The sequence below is a fragment of the Mycobacterium asiaticum DSM 44297 genome, assembly GCF_000613245.1.
GTDB classification, from domain to species: Bacteria; Actinomycetota; Actinomycetes; order Mycobacteriales; family Mycobacteriaceae; genus Mycobacterium; species Mycobacterium asiaticum.
On the sequence record NZ_HG964937.1, the window covers coordinates 1 to 20587 of the forward strand.

The window sequence follows — 20587 nt, forward strand, 5'->3', positions numbered from 1 at the left end:
CGCCGGCGCCACCGTTGGAGAACAGGCCGCCGTTGCCGCCGGCGCCGCCGGCACCGCCGGCCTGGGTGATGCTGTCGGCCAGCCCGCCGGCGCCGCCGGTTCCGGCGGCGCCGAACAGCAGGCCGGCATTGCCGCCCGCGCCACCGGCCCCGGCGGCCGCTTCGGAATTCCCGCCGGCCCCGCCCACGCCACCGGAGCCGAACAGCCCGGCCGACCCCCCCGCGGCCCCCGGCCCCGCCCGGCCCGGCCCAGGACGTGCCGCCGGCACCGCCGGCCCCACCGTTGCCGAGCAACCCGCCGGCCCCGCCGGCGCCGCCCGCCCCACCCGCGTTGCCACCGTTGGTGCCGGACCCCCCGGCCCCGCCGTTGCCGATCAACCAGCCGCCGGCCGTCCCGTTCTGTCCCGTTCCCGGGGCGCCGTTGATTCCGTTGCCGATCAGCGGGCGCCCGGTCGCGGCCAGCACCGGGGCGTTGATCGCGTCGAGCAGGCTTTGGATCGGCGCCGCGTTGGCGGCCTCGGCGCTGGCGTACATCGCTGCGCCGGCGCTCAATGTCCGCACGAACTGCTGATGGAACAGCTCCGCCTCGGCGCTGAGGGCCTGATACAGCTGCGCGTGCCCGGAGAACAACGACGCCAATGCCGCCGATACCTCATCGGCGCCGGCGGCGAGCACGCCGATGGTGGGCGCGGCGGCCGCCGCGTGGGCGGCGCTCAAGGCGGATCCGATGCTCTGCACATCCGTGGCCGCAGCGGCCAGCATTTCGGGGGCCACCTGAACAAACGACATCGCGGGACTCCTTGTCGCGGTCGGACGAGTACGAGTCCAGCGTGCGTACGGACGTGCGCAAGAACGTCAGTCAGAAGACGTAGATGGTGCTGGGTACGGGTCGTAGATTCGGCTGATCAGCCGTGCGAGACGCCTTCGTGGGCCAGCTGCACACGCGAGCTGATGCCGAGTTTCGCGTAGACATGCGTGAGATGGGTCTGCACTGTGCGCCGGGAAACGAACAATCGGGCGGCAATCTCGTTGTTGGCCAGCCCCTCGGCGACGAGTCGCACGACATCGCGCTCGGTGGGCGTGAGCGATGCCCAACCGCTGGACGGACGCTTGCGCTCACCGCGTCCGCGCCGCGCATATCCGATCGCCTCGTCGAGCGTGAGGCCCGCACCCTCCGCCCATGCATCGTCAAAGGCGTTCTGGCCCAGAGCTTCACGCAGCGCCGCCAGGGTCTTTTGGTGGTCGGTCTCATAGACCTTGAATCGCACCGAGCCCAGCCGACAACGAATTGCGTTGGCGGCCCCGTAAAGCCGCGCTGCGTCGCGATGGCTCAGGCAGTCGGCGGCCAACCGGCCCAGGCACTCGAGGATATCGGGTACCGCCAGGTGCGCCGCGTACTCCGCAGCGCAGGCAAGCGCCTTGTGGGCATCGCGTTCGGCCTGATCCGGCTCGCTCTTGGCCAGGAAGATGCGGGCACGAGTCGTCAACGCGCGGGCCAGATGCCAGCCCGCTGACGCCGCCACCTCCTGATCGGCCCAGCGGCCGGCTGTGACTAGATCGCCGCGGGCCAGCGCCACCTCGGCCATCGGGTTGGTGTTGGCTCCGGCCAGTTCGCCCTGCACGCTCAGCCGCTGCTGGGCGGCTTCACTTGCCTCGGCCGCCGCCGCGACGTCACCGGCGGCGACCGCCGCGGTGGCCAGCAAGGCGTAGCTGAAGCCCTCGTTGTACGGCCATAAATTTCCGGCGGCGGCCAACGACGCGTTGCCTGCCGCGGTCGCGGCGTCGGTGTCACCGCAGAACGCCAGCGCATTGCACAAAGCGAGTCGGCTGCCCCATTTGAACAACACATCATGCGCCGCATCGGCGTCCGCGGTCACGGCGCCGAACTGTGTAACAGCTTCGGACAGTTCACCTTTCATCATCTGCGCCAACCCGAGCGTCCACCGGCAGGAACGCGCGTGGAAGTGATCGCCGATCTGCTCGGCGAGCTGGAGTCCTTCCCGGGAGGCCGCGAGTCCCGCGGTCGGGTCACCGGCGTAGAACGCACCATATGCCTGCCAGGTCAGGATCTGTGTCAGCCGCCACCGGTCGCGCAGTTCGCGGGCAATACCGATCGCCTCGGCCAGGAACGGACGGGCCGCCTCGGCGCTGTAGGAACTGATCGCGCCGCAGGCGGTCAGTGCGCGGGCCAGCAGCGCCCGGTCGTTGATCTTGCGGGCTATGGCCACCGCCTGTTGCGCCTGATCGAGGTTGTCGTGGATGCTGCGCGAGGCATCCAGCGCTGCCTTGTCCGCGAGCGCGCGACCACGCACCACCGGCGACACGGTGGCCAACGCCCCGCGATCGGTGAGCGCGGCCTCGAACCAGGCCAAGCCCTCCTGGATTCGCCCCCGGGTCAGCCACAACGGCTGCAGCGACGATGTCAGCTCCAGGGCTGTCTCGATATCGTCGTTCTCTCGGCACCACGCGAAAGCCGCGCGTAGGTTGTCGATCTCGGATTCGACCTGCTCGATACGGTGCTGATGCTCGCCTTCGGCCGGGCTGTCCAGGAGTGCGGCCATCTGACCGTAATGGTCACAATGACGTGCGCGCAGCGCGGTGTGCTCGCCGGACTCGTACAACTTTTCGATTGCGTAGTGCCGCACCGTCTCCAGCAGTCGGAAGCGCGTGCGGTCACCCGATTTTTCGGCCAGCACAAGGGATTTGTCCACCAGGGAGGTGAGTTGATCCAAGACGTGGTGCGGCGCCAACAGCTCGTCGGCGCACACGGTCCGCGCGGCCACCTGGTCGAAGCCGCCGCTGAACACGGCCAGCCTGCGGAACAGCATGCGCTCGGGTTCGGTCAGCATGGCGTGCGACCAGTCGACTGATGCGCCCAGCGTCTGCCTGCGCGGCGTCGGCGTATCGCCCGTCAACAGCCGGAAACGGTGCCGGAGACCATCCAGGATTTCACTGAGCGACATCACCCGCACCGCGGCCGCAGCGAGCTCGATGCCCAACGGCAAACCGTCGAGGCGGCCGCAGATATCGCGCACGGCGACGGTGTCGGCAGCGGTGATGCTGAAGTCCGGCCGGGCCAGGCGGGCGCGATCGACGAACAACTCGATCGCCTCGTCGGCGAGGGACAGCGAAGGCACCCGCCAGATCAGCTCGCCGGGAATCCCCAGCGGCGCTCGACTGGTGGCCAATATCGTCAGGTGCTCGCACGCGCCCAACAGCTCGCGGGCAAGGTCCGCGCAGACCTCGACGAGATGCTCGCAGTTGTCCAGGATCACCAGCGCTTCCTGATCGCCGAGGAAGCGCACCAGCGTGTCGATGGCCGACCGGCCCGGCTGGTCCGGCAGCCCGAACGCGCGCAGCACGGCTACCGGTACCAGATCGAGCTCGCTCACCGGGGCGAGATCCACGAACCAGACGCCGGCGCCGAACTCGGCCGCCGCTTGTTGGGCAATCTGAGCCGCCAGTCGCGTCTTGCCCACCCCACCGGCGCCCGCCAGGGTGACCAGCCGGTTGTCACCGAGGAACTTGCGTACATCGTTGATCTGCGCCGTGCGACCCACAAATCGGGTCAGTTGAGTCGGAACATTGTGTGCTGCAACGTCATTGGGGCCATGCAGCGGTGGAAACTGAACCCGTAGGTCGGGGTGACACAACTGCGCCACCCGTTCCGGGCGGGGTAGATCACGCAGCTGGTGGGTGCCGAGATCCACCAGCCAGACGTCGGCCGGCAGCTGGTCGGCGACCAGATCGTGCGTGGTACCTGACACCACCACCTGGCCGCCGTGCGCCAGATCGCGCAACCGCGCCGCCCGGTCGACGGCCGGCCCCGCGTACCGGCCCGAGTCGACCAGCTGGACCTCGCCGGTATGGACCGCGACGCGTAACTGAATCGGCGCGAGCGGCGCCTGCTGCAAATCAATCGCACATGCCAGCGCATCGGCGGCCCGGGCGAAAACGGCCAGAAACGCGCGGTCGGTGTCGTCCCCGGCAGCCGGCCCCACCGGACCAACCCCCCCATGGGTGGTGATGATGTCGGAGACCACAGCTTCGAGATGGTCGACGGCGGGCGCGGCCGTGCCCGGCAGCTTTTCCCATGGTTGTAGTGGGCGTTCGGCATCGGCGAGCAACAGCGTCACCGTTCTCGTCGGCACAAATTCGCTCACGCACATGTCAAATCCGTCTCATACCGTTCCCATGACGTATCCGTGACTAACAAAGTGTTACGCAACTCGTCCAGCAACGGTTCAACATGAGTCAAAAATCTTTGCCCTTTGACCGGATTTGTGGGACGCACCCGTCGTACGACCCACCTGCAGCCGATCTACGACCCCTCGCGAACAGGGAAATACGTCCTCTGGCCGACGTTCGTCGCGCCGGTACCCAGCATGGTTGCCGCAGGAAGACCGGAAGAGCAGGGGATGGTGGGTATGAATTTTTCGGTGTTGCCGCCGGAGATCAACTCGGCGCGGATGTACCTGGGCGCGGGTGCCGGGCCCATGCTGGCGGCGGCGACGGCGTGGGACGCGTTGGCCGGCGAACTGGACGCGGCGGCCCGGTCATTCGGGGTGGTGGCGTCCGGGCTGACGACCGCGGTGTGGCAGGGTCCAGCGGCGGCCGCGATGTCCGACTCGGCGGCCCCTTATGTGGGATGGCTCTCGGCGGCGGCGGCTCACGCGCAGGACGCGGCGGGCCAGGCGCAGGCCGCCGTGTCCGCCTTCGAGGCAGCGGTGTCGGCGACGGTGCATCCGGGCATGGTGGCGGCCAACCGCAATCAATTGGTGTCACTCGTGCTGTCAAACCTGTTCGGCCAGAACGCCCCGGCCATCGCGGCGGCGGAGGCCGGCTACGAGGAGATGTGGGCTCAGGATGTGGCCGCGATGCTCGGCTATCACGGCGGTGCCTCGGCGGTGGCAGCCCGGCTGGCGCCGATGCAGCAGGCATTGCAGAACCTGCCAAACCCGCTCGCCCAGGTTCAGACGGCGATTGCCAATGCGCTCGGCAACACCGGCAATTTGAACGTCGGCAGCGGCAACCGCGGCAACCAGAACGTCGGCAGCGGCAACTTCGGTGACACCAACCTGGGTAACGGCAACTCCGGCGTCAGCAATGTGGGCAACGGCAACCGCGGTGACCTCAACGTGGGCAGCGGCAACGCCGGCTCCAACAACATCGGCGCCGGCAACAAGGGCTCGGGCAACATCGGCAGTGGAAACCTGGGCAACGCCAACATGGGCAACGGCAACCTCGGCAATACCAACCTCGGCAGCGGCAACCGCGGTGACGCCAACATGGGCTTCGGCAACCGGGGCAGCAGCAACGTCGGGCTGGGTAATACCGGAAACCACAACTTCGGGTTCGGCAATACCGGCAACAACAACATCGGCTTCGGGCTCACCGGAGACAACCAGATCGGCTTCGGGGCGCTCAACTCCGGCACCGGGAACATCGGATTCGGGAACTCGGGCACCGGCAACATTGGCTTCTTCAATTCCGGTACCGGCAATGTCGGGTTCTTCAACTCCGGCAACCACAGCACGGGTTTTGAGAATGCCGGCAGTCTCAACACCGGCTTTTCCAATGCGGGCCAGGGCAATACCGGCTTCCTCAACGCCGGCTTCAGCAACCTCGGCTCCGGGAACGCCGGCGCGAACAACGTGGGTATGGACAACGGTGGTGCCCAGAACTTCGGCACCGGGAATTCCGGCTTCCAGAACACCGGCAGCGGCAACTCGGGCTCGCTCAACACCGGTGACTACAACGCCGGCGACATCAACACCGGCTGGGGCAATTCCGGCCGGAGCAACACCGGCGGCTTCAACTCGGGCAACCTCAACACCGGCTTCGGCAGCGTCATCACACCCGCCGGTGTCAAGAGTTCGGGCTTCGGGACGACCGGCCTGGATTCGTCCGGATTTTTCAACTCGGGCGGTGACAGCTCCGGCTTCATGAACACCGGCCTCGCCTTCGAGTCCGGCTTCGGAAACTCGGGCAACGGCAACAACGTCGGCATCAACAACCACGGAAGTTTCCTCGCGGGAATTGGCAACACCGGGTTCGACAACATCGGCATCGGCAACTCCAACGTCTTCAACTCCGGCGTCGGCAACTCCGGCAACGACGACTCCGGATTCTTCAACAGGGGGGACGCGAAGTCCGGGTTCTTCAATTAACCACCGCGGGTGCGGGATTCGTAAATCATCGAGGAGACCTCTATGTCCTTTGTAATCGCGGCACCCGACCTGCTGCAGGGCGCCGCCGACAATCTGGTGAGCCTTCGGGCATCGCTGGCCGACGCCGCTGCCACCGCGGCGGGACCCACCACGCAGATAGCCGTCGCGGCTCAAGACGAGATATCGGCGGCCATCGCGGCGCTGTTCGGCGGCTTCGGCGAAGAATTCCAGGCCGTCAACGCGCAGGTAGAAAAAATTCACCAACAGTTCGTCACGGTGCTGAACGCGGGAGCGCGGGCGTATGCCAGCGCCGAAGCCGCCAACGTTGGTGGCTTGGGCTCTTACCAAACACTTTTGGCCGACACCGCCGCGAATCTGCAGATCCTGCAAGGCGCCGTGACGGCGAATCCGGCACCGCTATTGCGCCAATTCGTCACCAATCAAACCGGCTACGGGCAGATGATCGTCTCTGCAGTGCAGAGTGCCATCCAAAGTCCGCCGCCGCTGTTGAGCCTTCTTCCCACCAATCCGGCGGCCCTGGCGCAGGGTTTCATCAATCAGCAAATAGGTTATGCGCAAGTGGTTTCCACTGCGCTGAGCAACGCCGCTAACGACTTCAATGCCGGGCTCATGGCGTTGCCGGCCTCGTTGCAAACCTCCTTCCAACAGCTGGTCGCGGGCGATGTTCCGGGCGCGGCGCGCACCGTTGCGACGGGCTTCGGGAACCTGTTCTATACCGGTCTGACTGCGAGTCAAGACCCGACCACCTTGCTGATCAACATCACCCCGACGGGCTCAATCGGCGACCTGCTGCCGATCCTCGGCATCCCCGGACAGATGGCGCAGAACTTCACCGACCTGCTCCCCAGCGGGTCTGTCCCGCAGCAGATTTCGCAGAACATCACCAACGTCATCAGGACGCTGACCGATACGTCCCAGACGCTCGATCTGACCACCGGCGTCTTGCATGTGGGACTGCCGCTGGTTCTCGGGCTGGACGCGCTGGGTCCGGCATTCACCACGCTGGACGCACTCAATACCGTCGCGGGCTCCGTGGGAAATGCTTTGCAAACCGGGGACGCGCTGGGTGCCGCGGCCGCATTCCTGAACGCTCCGGCGACCGTGCTGAACGGGTTGCTCAATGGCCAAAGCTCACTGCCGCTTACCGTGTCGTTGTTCGGCCTGACCACGACCACCAACATTCCGCTCGGCGGTCTGCTGACCCCGGCCCAGAGCGCCTCGCTGACCCTGGACGTCTTCGGGATGACGGGAACGATCCCGCTTTTCGGAACGCAATTCGGCGGCATCATTCCGGGTCTGCTGACCTTCCTGCCAGAACAGCTCGCCGAGGCTATCGGCGCGGCCGTTCCGGTTTAGGCTGGCCAGTACGGAGGCATAACCATGAAACGAATTCTCACTGTCGGTTACGGCGCGACCGCCTACCTCATCGGCTTCGCCGCCTTCCTCTACGCGATCGGCTTCCTCGGCAGCTTTGCGGTGCCACGTAGCGTCGATCACGGTCTCCCGGCACCGGCCCTCGAGGCGCTGGTCGTCAATCTGTTGCTGCTCTGCGCCTTTGGCGCGCAGCACAGTGTGATGGCGCGACCGGCGTTCAAGCGCTGGTGGACCCGGGTGGTGCCGGAGACCGTTGAACGCAGTACCTATGTCCTGGCGACGGGTTTGGTTCTGGCGCTGATTTTCTGGCAGTGGCGAACGATGCCCACGCTCATCTGGGACGTGACGTGGCCGGTCGGGCGGATCAGTGTGCGAGCACTATTCTGGCTCGGCTGGGTGATCGTCCTGTCGTCGACGTTCATGATCAACCACTTCGATCTGTTCGGCTTGCGCCAGGTGTACCTGGCGTGGCGTGGACGTCCCTACACGGATCTTCCGTTTCGCACGCCGCTGCTGTATCGCATGGTGCGTCATCCGTTGATGCTCGGATTCCTGATCACGTTGTGGGCCAGCCCGCGGATGACCCTGGCGCATCTACTCTTTGCCGCTGGCATGACCGCCTACATCCTGCTCGCCCTGCGGTGGGAAGAACACGACCTCACCAGCGTTTTGGGCCAGCAATACGATGACTACCGGAGCCGGGTACCGATGCTTATCCCGCGGCCCCAAATCATCCAGCGGGCGAAATGAGTTTCGTGACGCTGCCGCCGGAGGTCAACTCCGCGCTTATCCATGCCGGTGCGGGGGCGACCCCCCTGTGCGAGGCGGCGGCGGCATGGGAAGGGCTGGCCGCCGAGTTATGGTCCTCGGCTTCGGCTTTCGACGGGGTCATCGCGGAACTGGCCGGCGGGCCATGGACGGGACCGGCCTCGACCATGATGGTCGCGGCGGCGGCGCCGTATGTGGGCTGGATGAGTTCGGCCGCTTGTCATGCGCAGTCGGCGGCCGGCCAGGCCAGGGCAGCGGCGACTCTCTTCGACGCGGCGCTGACGGCGACGGTTCATCCGGCCGCCGTGACGGCGAACCGGGTTTCGCTGGTTTCGCTGGTGGCGACAAACCTTTTGGGACAGAACACACCGGCGATCGCGGCTACCGAGCTGGATTACGAGGAAATGTGGGCACAGGATGTGGCCGCAATGGCCGGGTATCAGACCGGCGCCGTGTCCGTCGCGGCGGCGTTGGCGCTACCGGCGGTCCCGCCGACGATCGTGGCGGATGTGGTATCGCAAGCGCTGTCCGGGATTTCGTCCGCCGTGCAATCGGTGGTCTCCTCGGTGCCGGTTGAGTCCCTGTCGTCGTTGGCGCAATTGGTGACACTTCCAGTCAGCATGCTGCTGTCGCCGATGATGTCGTTGGCCCAGTCGGCCAACGGTGCAGGATTGGCGTCGGCCGCCGGCCTGGGCGCCGAGGTGCCGACGTTGGCGGGCAAGGCCGCGGCGGGCTCCCCGCTGAGTGGCGCCGGGGGACTGGGTCCGGCGGTCGCGGCGGGCCTGGGCAAGGGTCGCCTGGTGGGTGCCTTGTCGGTGCCTGCGTCCTGGGCCGGATCGATGCCGGATCGGACGGCGCCGACCGCGTTGTCTGCGCTGAGTGCGCCGCCCGGGTCGGCGGTGAGTTCCGGGGGGACGCCCGGTCTGGGCGGCATGCCGATGATGCCCATGCCGATGGGCGGAGCGGGCGCTTCGGGAGTGCCCGGCGGAATGCTGGGCCGCGGCGGCGGGTCGCAGGTCGTCCAGCACCGGCCAAGCGTGATTCCGCGGACCGGCGTCGGTTAGGACGAACCTAGAGCAGCGACGCTTGGAATAGCCTGCAGGCTTCCTACCGACCTCCTGAATTGCCTTTCTAGCAGCACCAGCTTTGGCCAGAGTGGCTGATGTGGCTGGGTTGGGGTTGCGATGATTCTGGATTTCTCGTGGTTGCCGCCGGAGATCAATTCGGCGCGGATATTCGCCGGTGCCGGGTCGGGACCGCTGCACGTGGCGGCGGCGGCCTGGGAGAGCTTGGCCGCCGAGCTGGCGGCGTCGGCGTCGTCGTTCGACTCGGTGATCACCGGTATGGCAAGTGGGCCATGGGCCGGGCCGGCGTCGGCGTCGATGGTGGCCGCGGCGACCCCCTACATCGGTTGGCTCAGCACGGCAGCTTCGCAAGCGCAGTCGGCGGCCGCGCAGGCTAGGGCGGCGGCGAGCGCCTTCGAGACGGCGATGACCGCGACGGTGCATCCGGCCGCGGTGACGGCGAACCGGGTGTCTTTGACGTCGTTGGTGGCGACGAACTTCCTGGGCCAGAACACTCCGGCGATCGCGGCCACGGAATTCGACTACGTCGAGATGTGGGCTCAGGACGTCGCCGCAATGGTCGGCTATCACGGTGGTGCCACCGCGGTGGCGGCCAGCGTCACGCCGTTTGCGGTGCCGCCGGTCAGCCTGGCCGGTTTGGCCACACAGGTGGCAACGAACGCGTCAGCCGCTGTCAGCCCGCTGGTGCAGGGTGTGACGGCGGTGGTGCCCGGTCTGGTGTCCGGCGTCCAGTCAGCGGCGGCGGCCGTGCCGGTGCAGTCGTTGGCGTCGGTCGCCCAGGTCGGCACCCTTCCCGCCAGCATGTTGATCTCGCCGATGATGCAGTTGGCGCAGCTGGCCAACTCCAGTTCGGCCAGCGCCGGCGCGGCCGCCGCGACCGCGGGACTCGCCGATTCAACGAAGTTCGTCGGCGACGTCGCACCGGCGGCGAAGGGCCTCGGCGGCGCCGGTCTCGGCGCGGGCATGGCGGGCGACCTGGGCAAGGCGCACCTGGTCGGTGCCATGTCGGTGCCGCCGACCTGGGCGGGCTCGACACCAAAAGACATGGCCAGCGCTGCGATGCGCGGTCTGAGCACCCCCAGTGCCGCCGCCGCGCAGCCAGCCGCGGCTCCTGCCGGCGGGATGGGCATGCCGATGATGCCGATGCCGACCGGCGCGGGTGCTGCCGGCGGCGGCCTGCCGGGCGGGATGATGGGCCGGGGCGGTGGCGGTGCCCACGTGACGCAGAACCGGCCCAGCGTGGTTCCGCGGACCGGAATCGGCTAGCTGGCCGCCACCAACTCCGCGGCGGCGCGTTCTCCGGAGCGAATCGCGCCGTCGATCCAGCCGCACATGATCGACGAGCTCTCGGTGCCCGCCCAATGGATCCGGCCGCACGGCGTCCGCAGGGCGTGCCCGAATTCGGTCAGCACACCAGTGCCCGTGTGGCTGATCATCCCGCCGCCCGAGTACCGTTCCAGGGTCCAGTTCTGCTCATGGAATTCGATTGGCTCTCTTGCCTTCTCGCCGAAGCGCTGGACGAGTTCCCGGATGATGACCGACCTGCGCTCGTCCTCGTCGAGCGCGGTCAGCCGACGGGCGGCCGGACCCTCGGTGATCACACACATGATCCCCGGGTCGCCTTTGTCGGTGCACGCGTCGATGGTCAACGTGGCCGGTGTGCCCGGTCCCACCGACTGGCCGGACAACCCGTCGGCGCGCCAGAACGCGTCGCCGTAGATCGCGGAGATCTTGATCACCGCGCCGCTGGGCATGCGCTGGTTGAGCATCGCCCGGTCCACCGGCAGCGTCGGCTCATAGAGGATGGAGGCGGCAATCGCCATCGGAATCGCCACGATCACTCGCTTCGCGCGGATCGTCAGGCCCTCGGCGCTGACCGTGACGCCGTCGTCATCCTGGCTGATGGTCCGCACCGGCCGCGACAGGTGCAGGGCGTCGCCCAACTGCGCCACGATCGCGCGATAGATGGCGCCCATGCCGCCGACCGGGCGGGCGTCCTGGGATCCACCCCTACCCGAGATGACGAACGTCGGGCCACCCGCGGATCCCATCTGGTGCAGCATCCACAGCAACGACACTTCCGATGCCGTCGACGTGTAGGAGCCGGCCAAAGCAGTGTCCAGCATTTCCCGGGCCGGCCTGGACATCACGTTGCGCTCCAGCCAGTCGCCGATGCTGGTCCGGTCCAATTCGTCGGCGTCCGGTGCCTCCCAAGGGCTTTCACGCGGCACCGCTTTACACATCTGTTCGATGGACGCCAGCCCGAGCCCCAGATTGGCGACTGCCCACGGACTCATGGTCCAGGGCAGCTTGCCGCCGTAGCGACGCTTCTTGCCGTCCACAATCATCATCGCGTCACCGTCGTTGTGCTGCTTGTATTCCGGCACGCCGAATTCCTGCATCAACGCATAGATCCGGTCCTGGCCCGGGCCGATCCAGGCGCCGCCGCGGTCGATCCAGACGCCGTCGTCGCGGGTCACCGTGAAGGTGCGGCCGCCGACCCGGTCCCTTGCCTCGAGCAGAGCCACCGAGTGACCGGCCTGTTTGAGGCGCAGGGTGGCGGTCAGTCCCGCGAACCCGGCCCCGACCACGCAATAATCGACATCTGTCATACCCCGACTCCTCGGTAACCCCACGCTGCCCCAGCAGCAAGCTACACCGATTGCGCGGCTTAGAACCCGGATCGGACAGATCCGCTGGCCGCGCGCGCACGTCGTTCCCGCGAAGATTCCGCCACCGATAGCGAGACTTGTTGTCAGACAGCAGAATTGATGTTGAACAGGGTTGCCAGTCCGATTCGACCCCGGACTGCGTACTGTGCGGCTTATGCGCATACACGACGTGCGAACCCGACGCAGCGCCGACGACTTCCCTCGCAGCGAGCACTTGGCCTGGCGGATTGCTGAGGTCGCCGCGGATCCGGTCGGGGTGCCGTCCGACACGGAGGCGATGGTGCTCAGCCGCATCATCGACAACGCAGCGGTTTCATCGGCCTCGGCGATCCGTCGCCCGGTGGCCACTGCGCGCGCTCAGGCGCTGGCGCACCCCGTCGCGGTGAACGGAGCGAAGGTGTTTGGCGTGCAGGGTAACTATTCGGCGGAATGGGCTGCCTGGGCCAACGGCGTTGCGGTACGGGAGCTTGATTTCCACGACACGTTTCTGGCGGCGGAGTACTCCCACCCGGGGGACAACATTCCCGCCCTGGTGGCCGTCGCCCAGCAGTCGGGCACCGGCGGTGCCGACCTGATCCGGGGTCTGGCCACGGCATACGAGATCCAGATCAACCTCGCCAAAGGAATCTGCCTGCACGAGCACAGGATTGACCACGTCGCCCACCTCGGCCCTTCGGTGGCGGCCGGGATCGGCACCATGCTGCAGCTGGACACCGAGACCATCTACCAAGCGATCGGCCAGGCGCTGCATCTGACCACCGCCACCCGCCAGTCGCGCAAGGGGTACATCTCCAGCTGGAAGGCGTTCGCCCCGGCCTGGGCGGGCAAGGTCGGCATCGAGGCGGTCGACCGGGCGATGCGCGGCGAGGGTGCGCCGGCCCCGATCTGGGAAGGCGAGGACGGGGTGATCGCCTGGTTGCTGTCCGGCCCCGAACAGGTCTATCGCGTTCCGCTCCCCGAACCGGGTGAGCCCAAGCGCGCGATCCTGGACAGTTACACCAAGGAGCACTCGGCGGAATATCAAAGCCAGGCATTGATCGACCTGGCGCGTCGGCTTCGGGACCGGATCGGCGACCCGGAGCAGGTCGCCTCGATCGTGCTGCACACCAGCCACCACACCCATCACGTGATCGGCACCGGGTCCAACGACCCGCAGAAGTTCGACCCGAATGCGTCTCGGGAGACGCTGGACCACTCGATCATGTACATCTTCGCCGTCGCACTGCAGGACGGCACCTGGCATCACGAACGGTCCTACGCCCCGGAGCGAGCGAGTCGGCCCGACACGGTCGCGCTGTGGCAGAAGATCTCCACCCGGGAAGACCCCGAGTGGACCCGCCGCTACCATTCAACCGACCCGGCAGAGCAGGCGTTCGGCGGCCGCGCGGAGATCACCCTGTGCAACGGCGAGGTAATTGTCGACGAGATCGCCGTCGCCGACGCGCACCCGTTGGGCGCCAAGCCTTTTGAGCGCGAGCAGTACATCGCGAAATTTTTCGACCTGTCCGACGGCGTGGTCGATGAAGCTGAGCAACAGCGGTTCCTCTCGATGGTCCAAGGCCTTTCGGAGGTGCGGGCCGGTGGACTGGCCGCGCTCAATATCGTGATCGACCCATCCGTGCTGCAGCTGGCGCCGACCATCCCGGCCGGGATCTTTGGATGACGGGCCGAATGCGCGATATGCGACCATGGCGTGCGGTGATAACAACCTGATGTCGGGTCTGCTGGTGGCCGGCACAACCAGTGATGCCGGTAAGAGCACGGTGACGGCCGGGCTGTGCCGCGCTCTGGCCCGGCGCGGCCTGCGGGTGGCGCCGTTCAAGGCGCAGAACATGTCGAACAACTCGATGGTCTGCCCGGCCGCGGACGGCACGGTCGTGGAAATCGGTCGGGCGCAATGGGTCCAGGCGCTCGCCGCCGGAGCGGCGCCCGAGGCGGCCATGAATCCCGTCCTGCTCAAGCCCGGCAGCGACCACCGCAGCCACGTCGTGCTGATGGGTCGTCCCTGGGGCGAGCTGGCTTCGTCGGACTGGCTGGATTCGCGGCGCCCGCTCGCCGAGGCCGCACACGAAGCATTCGACGATCTCGCCGAACGTTACGACGTCGTCATCGCCGAAGGTGCCGGCAGCCCCGCCGAAATCAATTTGCGCGCCGGCGACTACGTCAACATGGGTCTGGCCCGTCATGCGGCGCTGCCGACCGTCGTCGTCGGTGACATCGATCGCGGCGGGGTGTTCGCCGCGTTCCTGGGCACCGTGGCGCTGCTGTCCGCCGAGGACCAGGCACTGGTCGCGGGCTTCGTGGTCAACAAATTCCGGGGTGACCTCGACCTGTTGACCCCGGGCCTGCGGGATCTGGAGCGCCTCACCGGGCGCACGGTGTACGGCACCCTGCCCTGGCACCCCGACCTGTGGCTGGATTCCGAAGACGCCCTCGACTTGGCGGGACGCCGCGCAACCGACACGGGTGCCCGCCGGGTGGCCGTCGTGCGATTTCCCCGAATCAGCAACTTCACCGACATCGACGCGCTGGGTCTGGAACCCGAGCTGGACATCGTGTTCGCCTCCGATGCCCGCGCGCTGAGCGACGCCGACCTGGTGGTGCTGCCCGGTACCCGCGCCACGATCGCGGACCTGGCCTGGCTGCGGGCCAGGGGCCTGGACCGCGCGGTGCGGGCGCACGCCGCGGCGGGCAAACCGCTGCTCGGGATCTGCGGCGGTTTCCAGATGCTCGGCCGCGTCATCCGCGATGAGCACGGCATCGAAGGACCCGCGGGCCAGGTCGACGGGCTGGGCCTGCTCGACGTCGAGACGACATTCGGCGTCGGGAAGGTGTTGCGGCTGCCGTGCGGCGAATCGCTTGGCGTGCCCGCCGCAGGGTACGAGATTCATCACGGCAGGGTTACCGTCGGCCAGGGCAGCCAAGAGTTTCTCGGCGGCGTGCGCGACGGCCGCGTGTTCGGCACCATGTGGCACGGCGCGTTCGAAGGCGACGCGCTGCGGGCGGCGTTCCTCCGCGAGACGCTCGGCCTCACCTCGGGCGCTAGCTTCGCCGCCGCGCGGGAACGCCGTCTTGATCTGCTCGGCGAACTCGTCGAACGACACCTCGACGTGGCCGCCCTGCTCGACCTGGCCCGGCGCGGCTGCCCGCCCGGGCTGCCGTTTCTGGCGCCCGGTTCGCCGTAATCAGACAACCGGAGCGCACTCGCCTAGAACACGTTCTAATCTGTCAAACCATGGGATTCCTGAAGCCCCAGCTGCCGGAGATCGAGTTCGACGAGTGGAGCAAGGGCACCCGCAGCGAGAAGATCCGACCGATGGCCCGGCACTGGGCCGAGGTGGGATTCGGCACGCCGGTGGTTCTGCACCTGTTCTACGTGGTGAAAATCCTGCTGTACATCCTGTTCGCCTGGCTGGTCGTGTTGAGCACCAAAGGTATTGACGGCTTCACCAATGTCCGGGCCTGGTACGCCGAGCCGATCGTGTTCCAGAAGGTCGTGCTCTACACGATGCTGTTCGAAGTGGTGGGGTTGGGCTGCGGCTTCGGGCCGCTCAACAACCGGTTCTTCCCACCGATGGGCTCGATCCTGTACTGGCTGCGGTTCGGCACCATTCGGCTGCCACCGTGGCCCGACCGCGTCCCGCTGACCTTCGGCACCAAACGCAAACCCGCCGACGTTGCGCTCTACGCACTGCTGCTGATCCTGCTGGTGACCGCCCTGTTCACCGACGGCTCCGGTCCGATACCCGAGTTGGGCACCTCGGTCGGGGTGCTCCCGACCTGGGAGATCGTGGCGATCCTGGCTACCCTGGCCATGGCCGGACTGCGCGACAAGGTGATCTTCCTGGCAGCGCGCGGCGAGGTCTACGGCACCCTGACCGTCACCTTCCTGTTTGGCGGCGTCGACATGATCGTCGCCGCCAAACTGGTGTTCCTGGTGATCTGGATCGGCGCCGCGACGTCGAAGCTCAACAAGCACTTCCCGTTCGTGATCTCCACGATGATGTCGAACAACCCGCTGATGCGGCCGCGCTGGCTGAAGCGACTGTTCTTCGAGAAGTTCCCCGAAGACCTGCGACCCGGCCGACTGTCCCGGATCGTCGCCCACCTGAGCACCTTCATCGAGATGTTCGTGCCGCTGGCGCTGTTCTTCGCGCCCGCCGGCTGGCCGCTGAAGGCGGCGGCGATCGCCATGGTGCTGTTCCACTTCGGGATCCTCTCGGCCATCCCGATGGGCGTCCCGCTGGAGTGGAACGTGTTCATGATTTTCGGGGTGCTCACCCTGTTCGTGGGCCACGCCGGTCTTCGGTTGGACGACGTGAAACATCCGGTGCCGGTGGCCATTCTGTTTGCGGTGATCGCCGGCATTGTGATCGCGGGCAACCTGTTTCCCCGCAAAATCTCGTTCCTGCCCGGCATGCGGTACTACGCGGGCAACTGGGACACCACCCTGTGGTGCATCAAGCCGTCGGCAAGCGACAAGATCTCCCGCGGCATCGTGGCGATCGCCAGCATGCCCCAAGCCCAGTTGGAGCGGTTCTACGGCAGCCCGGAGGCGGCGCAGATCCCGCTGTACATGGGATATGCGTTCCGCGGCTTCAACACTCACGGCCGGGCCCTGTTCACTCTGGCGCACCGGGCGATGGCTGGACAGAACGAGGACGACTACGTCATCACCGACGGCGAACGCATCTGCAGCACCGCCATCGGCTGGAACTTCGGGGATGGCCACATGCACAACGAGCAGCTGATCGCGGCGATGCAGCGGCGCTGCCGGTTCGAACCGGGCGAGGTCCGGGTGGTCCTGCTCGACGCCCAGCCGATTCACCGGCAGATCCAGCGGTACCGGCTGGTCGACGCCGCGACCGGGGAGTTCGAACGCGGCTATGTGCGGGTGGCCGACATGGTGACCCGACAGCCGTGGGACGACGATGTCCCCGTCCACGTGGAGTCACCCGAGTAGCGCCCCGCGAGCCGAACCACACTGCGAAATTCCGGGTTAGAAACCGCAGCCCGGTTCGGCTCGCGCGATCGTCGCCCTACTGCGCCCGCACTTCCCGGGCCGCGGCGACCATGTTGCGCAGCGACGCCTTCACCTGCTCGACGTTGCGGGTCTTCAGCCCGCAGTCCGGGTTCACCCAAAGCCGCTCAGCGGGAACCGCTTTCAACGCGGCCCGCAATGACGCAGCCATCTCCTGGGTGCCTGGCACCCGCGGCGAGTGGATGTCGTAGACGCCGGGGCCCACGCTGTTGGAGAAACCGGCGGCATTGAGGTCGTCCAGCACCTCCATGTGTGATCGGGCCGCCTCGATGGACGTGACGTCGGCGTCCAGATCGGCGATCGCGCCGATCACCTCACCGAACTCCGAGTAGCACAAATGGGTGTGGATCTGAGTCGAGTCGTCGACACCGGAGGTGGCCAGCCGGAAAGCCCCTACGGCCCAACGCAAATACTCGTCCTGGTCGGCGCGACGCAGCGGCAACAACTCCCGCAGCGCGGGCTCGTCGACCTGGATCACCGCGATGCCCGCCGCCTGCAGATCCACCGTCTCGTCGCGGATGGCCAGCGCCACCTGGTTGGCGGTGTCGGCCAGCGGCTGGTCGTCCCGGACGAACGACCACGCCAGAATCGTGACCGGCCCGGTCAGCATGCCCTTGACCGGTTTGTCCGTCAGGGACTGCGCGTATTTGATCCACTCGACCGTCATCGGCCGGGGGCGGGCGACATCGCCGTATAGGATCGGCGGCCGCACACACCGGCTGCCGTAGGACTGCACCCAGCCGTTGTCGGTGGCGAAGAAGCCCTCCAGCTGTTCGGCGAAGTACTGCACCATGTCGTTGCGTTCCGGCTCACCGTGCACCAGCACGTCGATCCCGAGCTCTTCCTGCAATTTGATGACGTCGGCTATCTCCTGCTTCATCCGACGCTCGTACTCGGCCTGGTCGATCTCGCCCTTGCGCAACGCCGCGCGGGCGACGCGGATGGCCGAGGTCTGCGGATAGGACCCGATCGTCGTGGTCGGCAGCAGTGGCAGGTGCAGCCGCGCCTCCTGGCTGGCGCGCCGCTCGGCCGCGCCGCCGCGCTTGGTGCCGGACGCGACAATCGACTCGATGCGCGCGCGGACCTGGTCGTTGTGCAACCTCGGGTCTTGGCGGCGCGAGGCGACGGCGGCATTCGAAGCGGCGATTTCCTCGGCGACGGCGTCGCGCCCTTCGCGCAACGCGCGGGCCAGGGTGACCACTTCGCGCACCTTTTCCGCGCCAAATGCCAGCCAGCCGCGCAGGTTGTCGTCGAGGTCGGTTTCGGGCTCCAATGAGTACGGCACGTGCAACGTGGAGCACGACGTCGAAACCGCCACCGCTGCAGCCGAACCCGACAGCGTCGTCAGCTTGTCCAGGGCCGCTTCGAGGTCGGTGCGCCAGACGTTGCGTCCGTCGACGATCCCGGCCACCAAAGTCTTTTCGGCCAACTCGGGAACCGCCGTTACGGCGCCGTACACCAGGTCGACTCCGATCGCCTCTACGGGTGTGCGGGCCAGCCCGGCCAACGCGTCGCCAGGGTCGCCGAAGTAAGTGGCGACGTGGATGGCGGGCCGGTCGGCCACGGCCCCGAGCGAGTTGTAAACCGCCTCGGCCAGGGCGGGGGCGTCGGGGGAGATGTCAGTGACGAGCGCGGGCTCATCGAACTGCACCCACCGTGCGCCGTTGGCGCCGAGCAGCGACAGCAGTTCGGTGTAGATCGGCATCAGCTCCTCGAGCCGTTCGACCGGTGCCGCCGCGCCGTCCACCGCTTTGCTCAGTAGTAGGAAGGTGACCGGTCCGATGATCACCGGCCGGGCCGGAATCCCTTGCTCGGAAGCCTCTTTCAGCTCCGACAGCACCTTGTCCGGATGCAGGGTGAACGTGGTGGATGGCCCGATCTCGGGCACCAGGTAGTGGTAGTTGGTGTCGAACCATTTCGTCATCTCCAGTGGCGCGACGTCGTCGTTGCCGCGCGCGGCCGCGAAGTAGCGGTCCAGTTCGTCGGAGATCTCGTTGACCCGCGATGGTAGGGCGCCGAGCAGCACTGCGGTGTCGAGCATTTGGTCGTAGTAGGAGAAGGTGTTGATCGGCACCGAGTCCAGGCCGGCGGCGGCTAGGTCGGCCCAGGTGTCGCGGCGAAGCGTGGCGGCGACGGCTTCCAGGTCGGCGCGGCTGGTGCGTCCGGCCCAGTAGCCTTCCGTCGCGCGTTTGAGTTCGCGGCGCGGACCGATGCGGGGGGAGCCAGTGATGGTGGCAGTGAATGATGTTGCGTTCACGAGTGGTTCGTCCTTCAGTTGACGGAGTGGACACCGCCCGCGGACGCGCAGCCTATCCGTTGACGGTGCCGGACTGTCGTTGGTCGCATACACCTCAACGGGTTCGGCCAAACGCCCATTCCACGAGGCGATGTGCCGCCGGACGCGGCGCGCCCGGCACAACTGGCAGGTCTTCGGACTCGCAGGCGCGCACCGGGTGGTGCACCTACCGGCCGTCGCTTCCCAGTCGTGTGACCAGTGCCTTGACGGCTTTCGTTCCTGCATACCGCTGCGGGACAGTCCCGGATTCTCACCGGGTTCCCTCTCGCGAAGCGTGTTGCCTCGCTCGATGCCGACATCTTGCGGTGTCAGCAGACCAGCTGCGCTGATCAGGTTACTCCGCCGCTGGTCGGGAGGCGCGGCGCCGTGGACCGGCGACTCGGTTGCCGCGACGCGGGAATCCGGGCACTCAAGGCTGGGTTTCAGTGCATCACCAACCTCACGGATCAGCACCTAGGTCCGTGGGCAGGCGCTCGCTTTAGCACGCGCCGATTCTGGGGCCGAGTGTGCAGTTTGCACTGTGTAGCCCGCGCGGGTTGTTACAAATGCCCGTTGGCGAGTGATCTTGCGGCAGCGATCATATGAATTCCGCTGGTCTTTAACCTTTGCGCTGTGCCGGGTCGGCGGATCGCTCCATGATTCGGTGGGGAGGTTGGCTGTCCCGGGGGGCCGTCGACCCGGAGGTCTTCGAATGTCTTTCGTATCCGTCTCGCCCGAATTGGTGTCCGCCGGGGTTCTGAATCTAAGGCAGATCGGTGCAACGATCGACGCGGCGAACGCTGCGGCGGCGGCCCACACGACCAGCGTGGTCGCCGCGGCTGCGGACGAGGTGTCCGAAGCGGTCGCTGCGCTGTTCGGGACGCACGGTGCCGAATATCAAACTCTCAGTGCGCGATTGGCCCTATTGCAGCAGGACTTCGTGCAGCGTTTGAGCGCGGGTGCGCAGGCGTACACGGTGGCCGAGATCGCCAATGTGGGCCAGAACCTGCTGGACGCCGCCAACAGCCAGACCTACGCGTGGTTCGGTCGTCCATTGATCGGCAACGGGGCCGACGGCGCACCTGGCACGGGAGACAACGGCGGCGCCGGCGGCTTGCTGTGGGGTAACGGAGGTGCCGGCGGATCCGGCGCGGCGGGCCGGGCCGGCGGTGCTGGCGGGGC

General features: G+C 67.1%; 12 protein-coding genes, 1 pseudogene and 1 riboswitch. Of the genes and pseudogenes, 9 read left to right on the forward strand and 4 right to left on the reverse strand.

Features of this window, described 5'->3' with window-relative positions; all coding sequences use genetic code 11:
• A pseudogene (locus tag BN972_RS28205) lies at positions 1–788 on the reverse strand (PE family protein); the annotation flags it as partial.
• A gap of 116 nt (positions 789–904) precedes the next feature.
• On the reverse strand, positions 905–4162 hold the full coding sequence (locus BN972_RS10615) for a LuxR family transcriptional regulator (RefSeq protein ID WP_036360595.1): 3258 nt from the start codon (positions 4160–4162) through the stop codon (positions 905–907).
• A gap of 264 nt (positions 4163–4426) precedes the next feature.
• Between BN972_RS10615 and BN972_RS10620 the strand changes: the two genes are divergently transcribed.
• The 5 genes from BN972_RS10620 to BN972_RS10640 all read left to right on the forward strand — a co-directional run bounded on the left by BN972_RS10620 (position 4427) and on the right by BN972_RS10640 (position 10683).
• Positions 4427–6169 carry a PPE family protein gene (locus tag BN972_RS10620; RefSeq protein ID WP_036357358.1) on the forward strand — a complete coding sequence of 581 codons (1743 nt, stop codon included), beginning with the start codon at positions 4427–4429 and terminating at the stop codon, positions 6167–6169.
• A 42-nt stretch (positions 6170–6211) separates the two neighbouring features.
• Positions 6212–7546 carry a PE family protein gene (locus tag BN972_RS10625; RefSeq protein ID WP_036357360.1) on the forward strand — a complete coding sequence of 445 codons (1335 nt, stop codon included), beginning with the start codon at positions 6212–6214 and terminating at the stop codon, positions 7544–7546.
• A 24-nt stretch (positions 7547–7570) separates the two neighbouring features.
• Complete coding sequence (mddA, locus tag BN972_RS10630) at positions 7571–8314, forward strand: methanethiol S-methyltransferase (protein WP_036357362.1); 744 nt, start codon at positions 7571–7573, stop codon at positions 8312–8314.
• Positions 8311–9396: a PPE family protein gene (locus BN972_RS10635; protein WP_036357365.1), complete on the forward strand. Its 1086-nt coding sequence runs from the start codon at positions 8311–8313 to the stop codon at positions 9394–9396. The genes mddA and BN972_RS10635 overlap by 4 nt, the downstream gene beginning before the upstream one ends.
• Positions 9397–9516: 120 nt before the next feature.
• Positions 9517–10683, forward strand: coding sequence for a PPE family protein (locus tag BN972_RS10640; RefSeq protein WP_036357368.1), 1167 nt, complete (start codon positions 9517–9519; stop codon positions 10681–10683).
• On the opposite strand, the gene BN972_RS10645 is transcribed toward BN972_RS10640, so the two are convergent.
• Complete coding sequence (locus BN972_RS10645) at positions 10680–12029, reverse strand: flavin monoamine oxidase family protein (protein ID WP_036357371.1); 1350 nt, start codon at positions 12027–12029, stop codon at positions 10680–10682. The two genes, BN972_RS10640 and BN972_RS10645, sit on opposite strands and share 4 nt — an antisense overlap.
• Positions 12030–12243: 214 nt before the next feature.
• Here BN972_RS10645 and prpD point away from each other — a divergent pair, with 214 nt between their 5' ends.
• From prpD to BN972_RS10660, 3 genes are read left to right on the forward strand one after another with little or no spacing between them, the layout of a single operon-like run.
• On the forward strand, positions 12244–13752 hold the full coding sequence (gene prpD / locus BN972_RS10650) for a 2-methylcitrate dehydratase PrpD (RefSeq protein WP_036357374.1): 1509 nt from the start codon (positions 12244–12246) through the stop codon (positions 13750–13752).
• A gap of 49 nt (positions 13753–13801) precedes the next feature.
• Entirely contained in the window at positions 13802–15274 is a 1473-nt protein-coding gene (locus tag BN972_RS10655) for a cobyric acid synthase (protein ID WP_036360597.1), read from the forward strand.
• A gap of 50 nt (positions 15275–15324) precedes the next feature.
• Complete coding sequence (locus BN972_RS10660) at positions 15325–17052, forward strand: DUF3556 domain-containing protein (protein ID WP_036357377.1); 1728 nt, start codon at positions 15325–15327, stop codon at positions 17050–17052.
• 76 nt (positions 17053–17128) lie between these two features.
• Here the strand turns inward: BN972_RS10660 and metE are convergent, their stop codons facing one another.
• Positions 17129–19387, reverse strand: coding sequence for a 5-methyltetrahydropteroyltriglutamate--homocysteine S-methyltransferase (gene metE, locus BN972_RS10665; protein ID WP_036357380.1), 2259 nt, complete (start codon positions 19385–19387; stop codon positions 17129–17131).
• 147 nt (positions 19388–19534) lie between these two features.
• Positions 19535–19762: riboswitch (cobalamin riboswitch) on the reverse strand.
• A 355-nt stretch (positions 19763–20117) separates the two neighbouring features.
• Here metE and BN972_RS10670 point away from each other — a divergent pair.
• Positions 20118–20587: PE family protein (locus BN972_RS10670; RefSeq protein WP_036360599.1), on the forward strand; the 470-nt coding region annotated here is incomplete at its 3' end.

Excerpts from the sequence above, each read along its gene's own strand:
- BN972_RS10640 (WP_036357368.1), top strand. The coding sequence starts at position 9,517 with ATGATTCTGGATTTCTCGTGGTTGCCGCCGGAGATCAATTCGGCGCGG.
- BN972_RS10655 (WP_036360597.1), top strand. The coding sequence starts at position 13,802 with ATGTCGGGTCTGCTGGTGGCCGGCACAACCAGTGATGCCGGTAAGAGC.
- BN972_RS10645 (WP_036357371.1), bottom strand. The coding sequence starts at position 12,029 with ATGACAGATGTCGATTATTGCGTGGTCGGGGCCGGGTTCGCGGGACTG.
- prpD (WP_036357374.1), top strand. The coding sequence starts at position 12,244 with ATGCGCATACACGACGTGCGAACCCGACGCAGCGCCGACGACTTCCCT.
- BN972_RS10620 (WP_036357358.1), top strand. The coding sequence starts at position 4,427 with ATGAATTTTTCGGTGTTGCCGCCGGAGATCAACTCGGCGCGGATGTAC.
- mddA (WP_036357362.1), top strand. The coding sequence starts at position 7,571 with ATGAAACGAATTCTCACTGTCGGTTACGGCGCGACCGCCTACCTCATC.
- BN972_RS10635 (WP_036357365.1), top strand. The coding sequence starts at position 8,311 with ATGAGTTTCGTGACGCTGCCGCCGGAGGTCAACTCCGCGCTTATCCAT.
- BN972_RS10660 (WP_036357377.1), top strand. The coding sequence starts at position 15,325 with ATGGGATTCCTGAAGCCCCAGCTGCCGGAGATCGAGTTCGACGAGTGG.
- BN972_RS10625 (WP_036357360.1), top strand. The coding sequence starts at position 6,212 with ATGTCCTTTGTAATCGCGGCACCCGACCTGCTGCAGGGCGCCGCCGAC.